The sequence below is a fragment of the Ideonella sp. B508-1 genome (assembly GCF_000333615.1).
Lineage (GTDB): Bacteria > Pseudomonadota > Gammaproteobacteria > Burkholderiales > Burkholderiaceae_C > Ideonella.
The window spans coordinates 1-4,953 of the sequence record NZ_BADL01000315.1 but is presented as its reverse complement, the minus strand read 5'-3'; the positions used below and the strand labels follow the sequence as shown (position 1 = coordinate 4,953).

At 70.0% G+C, this 4,953-nt stretch carries 6 protein-coding genes and 2 pseudogenes; 3 read left to right on the top strand and 5 right to left on the bottom strand.

The window, feature by feature from the left end; all coding sequences use genetic code 11:
- Positions 1 to 146 (bottom strand): annotated as a pseudogene (locus tag I73_RS31660) (cytochrome c oxidase subunit II); the annotation flags it as partial.
- A gap of 25 nt (positions 147 to 171) precedes the next feature.
- Between I73_RS31660 and I73_RS13575 the strand changes: the two are divergent.
- The 3 genes and pseudogenes from I73_RS13575 (at position 172) to I73_RS30940 (ending at position 1,879) form a co-directional block, all read left to right on the top strand.
- Entirely contained in the window at positions 172 to 615 is a 444-nt protein-coding gene (locus I73_RS13575; RefSeq protein ID WP_022981108.1) for a hypothetical protein, read from the top strand.
- A 147-nt stretch (positions 616 to 762) separates the two neighbouring features.
- A pseudogene (locus tag I73_RS34850) lies at positions 763 to 1,563 on the top strand (acyltransferase family protein); the annotation flags it as partial.
- Positions 1,564 to 1,651: 88 nt separating this feature from the next.
- The gene (locus I73_RS30940) at positions 1,652 to 1,879 is read left to right on the top strand and encodes a hypothetical protein (protein WP_022981105.1); all 228 of its coding nucleotides are present in this window, start codon (positions 1,652 to 1,654) and stop codon (positions 1,877 to 1,879) included.
- Positions 1,880 to 1,890: 11 nt separating this feature from the next.
- Here I73_RS30940 and I73_RS13555 read toward each other — a convergent pair whose 3' ends face one another.
- The 4 genes from I73_RS13555 to I73_RS31650 all read right to left on the bottom strand — a co-directional run.
- Complete coding sequence (locus tag I73_RS13555) at positions 1,891 to 2,289, bottom strand: VOC family protein (protein WP_022981104.1); 399 nt, start codon at positions 2,287 to 2,289, stop codon at positions 1,891 to 1,893.
- A 16-nt stretch (positions 2,290 to 2,305) separates the two neighbouring features.
- Complete coding sequence (locus tag I73_RS13550) at positions 2,306 to 2,932, bottom strand: LysE family translocator (protein ID WP_022981103.1); 627 nt, start codon at positions 2,930 to 2,932, stop codon at positions 2,306 to 2,308.
- Between the two features lie 33 nt (positions 2,933 to 2,965).
- Positions 2,966 to 4,813: an AI-2E family transporter gene (locus tag I73_RS27850; protein ID WP_022981102.1), complete on the bottom strand. Its 1,848-nt coding sequence runs from the start codon at positions 4,811 to 4,813 to the stop codon at positions 2,966 to 2,968.
- Positions 4,810 to 4,953 (bottom strand): TetR family transcriptional regulator C-terminal domain-containing protein (locus I73_RS31650; protein ID WP_199899060.1); only part of this gene is annotated, 144 nt, incomplete at its 5' end. The genes I73_RS27850 and I73_RS31650, both read right to left, overlap by 4 nt.

Sequence of the window (4,953 nt, the reverse complement as noted above, 5' to 3'; positions counted from 1 at the left end):
CGCACGAAGCCCGGGATCGCGTCCTGCTTCACCCCGAAGGCCGGGATCATCCAGGAGTGGATGACGTCGTTGGCGGTGGTGATGATGCGGACCTTCTGGCCCACCGGCACCACCATCGGGTGGTCCACCTTCAGCAGATAGTCATCGCCCCAGAGTCTGGCCCTGACCCCCGTGGGACCGGTGTCCGGCTATCTGCTGGTGGCCAGCTTCCTGGCCGGGGTCATGGCCTATCTGTACCGGGAGCTGATTCCCTACAGCCGCCCGCTGCTGTGGGCTACGTTGCTGGCCAGCCTGTTGCTGCTGTCCGTGGTGCCGGGTGGCGACTTTCTGGCGCCTCTGCCCGTGGCCTACGCCACCGCGCACCTCGGCCTGCTGAATCCGCGCCGCATCAAGCTGGTGCAGGGCGCCGACTTTTCCTACGGCATCTATCTCTATGGTTTCGTGGTGCAGCAGGCGGTGGTCAGCATCGAAGCGATCCCACGGCTCTGGTATGTGAACTTCGTCGTGGCGGGCCTGGTGACTTCGGCATTCGCCGCGTTTTCCTGGTACTGGGTCGAAAAGCCCATGCTCCGCTTCAAGCATTGGACCGCCCTGCGCCGCACGGCCGCGGTGTGACCGCCCGGGGGACCTCGTCCGCTCGCCTGGTGCGGTGAGCGGACCGGTCCCCCATGTTCAAGGTGGTTGCCAAGGCGGGGCCGCTTGGGGTATCAATGGACATTGCGGCTGACGTCCCGGTTGTCACTCCTGCCAACCCTGCTGCAGGTGTTGCGGCGGTCGTTGACACGGGAGAAGGCTGTGAAGTGCACATTGGCACAGAGAATCGAGGAGACCTGCGGGCGGGCTTCCGGCTTCGATCTCTTGCGCCTGACCCTCGCCATCGGGGTCCTCCTGGTGCATTCCGTCGACATCGCTCATGGACTGGCGGCGGGCAATGAGCTCTTCAGCTCGGTGCTGCGTCCGCTGGTGCGGATCAAGCTGCCGATGTTCTTCGTGATCAGCGGCTTCCTGGTGACGGCGAGCTTCATCAAGGCCCGGGGGTTCGCCCAGTTCCTGTGGCAACGCGCACTGCGCATCTATCCCCCCCTGCTGGCCGCTGTCCTGGTGTTCGGTTTCGTGATCGGGCCAGCCTTCACCACCCTCAGCACTGCCCAGTACCTGGGCGATCCGGTGCTGGCACGGTACCTGTTGAACGTCACGGGGTGCAGCATCTCGTTCGAGCTTCCGGGGGTGTTCGGGGCGAATCCCCACCCGCGCACGGTGAGCACCCAGCTCTGGACCTTGCCCTTCGAGCTGGGCTGCTATCTGCTGCTGGGGGTGGCGGCTTTGGTGGGGGTGAGGGTCAGGGCGGCATGGCCGTTGCTGTTGATGTTCATCAGCAGCGGGGGCCTGTTCCTGTACAAGTTCTGGGGCCCGGCCTGGGTTCCCATCCCGCCCGGCCCGGTGTCCGGCTACCTGCTCATGTCCTGCTTCTTCGCTGGGGCCTGGGTCTACCTGTGCCGGGACCGCATTCCCTACTGTCCCAAGCTGTTCGGGCTGGCTTTGGTGGTGTCGCTGCTGCTGCTGGGCCCGGTCCACGGAGGCGACTTTCTCGTGGCGCTGCCGGTGGCCTACGTGACGGTGTACCTGGGCTTGCAGAATTCCCCGCCGGGGCATGTACGCCTCCTATGCCCGGTTCAGCTACGGCATCTACCTGTACGGCTTCACCGTCCAGCAGGCCGTGGCGGCCGTGGGCTGGGTTCCGCGTCTGTGGTATCTCAACTTTGTCCTCGGTGGCGCGATCACCCTGGTTCTGGCGATGGCCTCCTACCATCTGGTGGAAGCGCCAGCCCAGCGACGGCTCAGGGCGTTCGCCTGGCCCCGGCGGACGGTGTCGACCTGACCCGGTCGCCGTCAGCTGAGCTCGGGGGCGTGGCAGGCCACGCCGATCTTGTTGCCTTCCGGGTCGCGGAAGTAGGCGCCGTAGTAGTCGGGGTGGTAGTGCGGGCGCAGGCCCGGGAGGCCTTCGCACCGGCCACCGTGGGCCAGTGCCAGGGCATGGGCCCGGTCCACCTGATCCCGCCGCTGCGCCAGAAAAGCCACCATCTGGCCGTTGCCGGCCACGTGGGGCTGGCCATCCCAAGGGGTGCCGATCAGGAACAGCGGGCGTGGTCCGGGACTGCTCTGCCAGCCGGCCCAGGGGCGGCTGCGGTCGCAGAAGCGCGGGGCGATGTCCAGCGCGGCCAGCACCGGGGTGTAGAAGGCCAGGGCGCGCTCGAAGTCCTTCACGCCGACGAAGATGTGCGAGAACACGTCCGGGCTCCTGGGGTCAGCGGGTGGCCAGCAGGCGCAGGCCCAGGGCCACGAAGACCGCACCGGCGACCCGGTCCAGCCACAGGCCCACGTGCGGCTGGCGCTGGATCCACTGCCCGATGGCCCCCGAGAAGTAGCCCAGCAGGCCGAACAGCAGGGCGGCCTGGAGGGTGAAGGTCAGACCCAGCAGGGCGATCTGCAGCCCCAGCTGCCCGTGCTCGGCCACCACGAACTGGGGCAGGAAGGACAGGAAGAACAGCACCACCTTGGGGTTGATGGCGTTGGCGAACACGCCCTTGAGGAACAGGCGCAGCAGGCCGGGCTCGCTGACGCTCACGGCCTGCACCTGGGTGCCGCCGCGGCTGCGCAGGGCCTGCACGCCCAGCCACACCAGGTACAGGCCGCCGCAGACCTTGAGTGCCGTGAAGGCCAGGGGCGAGGCGGCGATCAGGGCACTGACGCCCGCCACCGCCAGCACGGTGTGGCTCAGGCAACCCAGGGCACAGCCCAGGCCGAAGGCCATGCCCTGGCGCCGCCCCTTGGAGATGCCCATGCCCAGCACCATCAGGTTGTCGGGGCCGGGCGAGGCGGTGATCAGCAGGGCGGCCAGCAGGAAGGCGAAGAACTGTTCGGGGCTCAGCATGCTGTGAGCATAAGGGCAGTGGCCGGACGATCCTCAGTGGGCCTTGGGATCCACCCAGGCCACGGCCGCCTCCAGCGAGTCGGCGCTGGCGTCGAAATGCCAGGGGGCGCCGGGCGGCGGTGCCGTGTCCCCGTTGCCGATGCGGGGGCGCAGCAGCACCAGCCGGGCCAGGCCGCGCTGGCGGATCACGCCCAGGGCCTGCAGCACACGGTGGCCTTGCGGGCTGTCGGCGTCGGGCAGCTCCACCAGGAACACCAGGCCCAGCGCGTCCAGGGCTTCCTCGTCCTTGGGTGTCACGCATTCGTCCAGCGTGAAGTGGCGGGCGTCCAGGCCCTGGTGGCACAGCACGCGCACCAGCAGCTCGGCGGCCAGCTCCGAGCCGATGCTGCCGGTGCTCAGGCACAGGGTCACCGAACCCCGCGGCGCATGCTCGGGTGTCGCATGCCTTTCGCTGCCCTGCAGCCGGGCCTGGCGCAGGCCCAGGCCGAAGTGTCCGCCGTCCAATGCGCTGGGCGGGCGGCGGCGCCCGCGGCGACGGGGCCGGCTGGGGTCGCCCGCGATGGTGTCGAACAGCTCGTGGACCGCGGCCCGGGCCTTGGACTGCTGGGATCCGCTGATCAGGCCGGCCTCGAAGTCGATGCGGGCCAGCTCGAAGGCCGGCAGCGCGACCTGGTCGAAGTAGCGCGCCAGCGGGTGCTTCTTCAGGTAGGTCTGGGCGTCGGCGACGATCTCGACCAGGTTGCCGGTGATGCTGCGCTGGTAGAAGCGCTGGGCCAGCGTCAGCGCGGGGGTGTCGCCCAGCAGCAGGTCCAGGAAGGACAGCGCGGGCACATGGCGGCCGGCCACCACCAGGCACAGGGTCAGCGGGGTGGACATCAGCAGGCCCACCGGCCCCCAGACCGCGCCCCAGAAGATGGCCGACACCACCACCGAGAAGGGCGACAGCCCGGTGCTGTGGCCGTAGAGGTGGGGCTCGATGGCATTGGCCGCGACCAGTTCCACCACGGCCAGGATCAGCAGCGTGCTGCCGGTCAGGCCCCAGCCGGGCTCCGCTGCGGCGGCCATGGCGGTGGCGGCCAGCGCGGCGGCCGGGTAGCCCACATAGGGCACGAAGCGCAGCAGGGCCGCCAGCACGGCCCAGACGGCGGGCTGGGGCAGGCCGATGGCGGCCAGCAGCACCCCGGTGACGATGCCCACGCCGGCATTGACCGCGAACTGCGAGGCGAAGTAGCGCGACAGGCGCTGGGCGGCGTCGTCGAAGGCCACGGTGGCGGCCCGCAGGTCCTGGCCACCGGCCAGACGCAGCAGGCGGTCGCGCAGGGCGTCCTGCTCCAGCAGCAGGAAGATCAGCACCAGCGCCACCACGCCGATGGTGCCCAGCGGGCCCCAGAGGCCGGCCAGCACATGGGTCAGCAAGCTCATGGGCGACTGCCCGGTCGTGGCCTCGCCCGGCGTCGCGTCCGGCGCACCCGGCATGCCGGTCTGCGCGTCCATGGGCGCGGGTGCCAGGCGCAGGCCCAGGTCCCCCAGCGCGCCCAGCGGTCCCAGGCTCAGGTGGCGCACGGCCTGCACCTTGCCCTGCAGATGGGTCTGGTAGCGGGGCAGGTCGTTGGACAGGCTGACCAGCTGCAGGGCCAGGACGACGGCCACGCCGGCCGCCAGCAACGCCACCAGGCCCAGCGTGAGCAACGAGGCCCCCGACTGGCCCAGGCCCAGCCGGCGGATCTGCCGCACCACGGGCGCCAGCACGAAGGCGGCCATGGCCGCCAGGGCGATGGGCACCAGCACATCGCGGCCCAGCACGATCAGGCCCAGGATGGCGGCCGAGGCCAGGATCCGCAGGGCCAGGGTCTCACTGCGGGAGCGGTCGGTGTCGTTCATGATCGGGCCAGTCCGCAGGCTTGCAGCACCATGGCGAGCACATGGGCCTCGGCCCGGGCGTGGTCGGCCGCGCCCAGGTCCGACCGGCCCAGCACCGCCCGCACCTGGACGTCGAAGTCCGCGTAGGTCGGGTCATGCCC

What these genes read in the sequence shown, in the direction of transcription:
- I73_RS30940 (WP_022981105.1), top strand. Translation starts at nt 1,652, where the DNA reads ATGTACGCCTCCTATGCCCGGTTCAGCTACGGCATCTACCTGTACGGC.
- I73_RS13550 (WP_022981103.1), bottom strand. Translation starts at nt 2,932, where the DNA reads ATGCTGAGCCCCGAACAGTTCTTCGCCTTCCTGCTGGCCGCCCTGCTG.
- I73_RS27850 (WP_022981102.1), bottom strand. Translation starts at nt 4,813, where the DNA reads ATGAACGACACCGACCGCTCCCGCAGTGAGACCCTGGCCCTGCGGATC.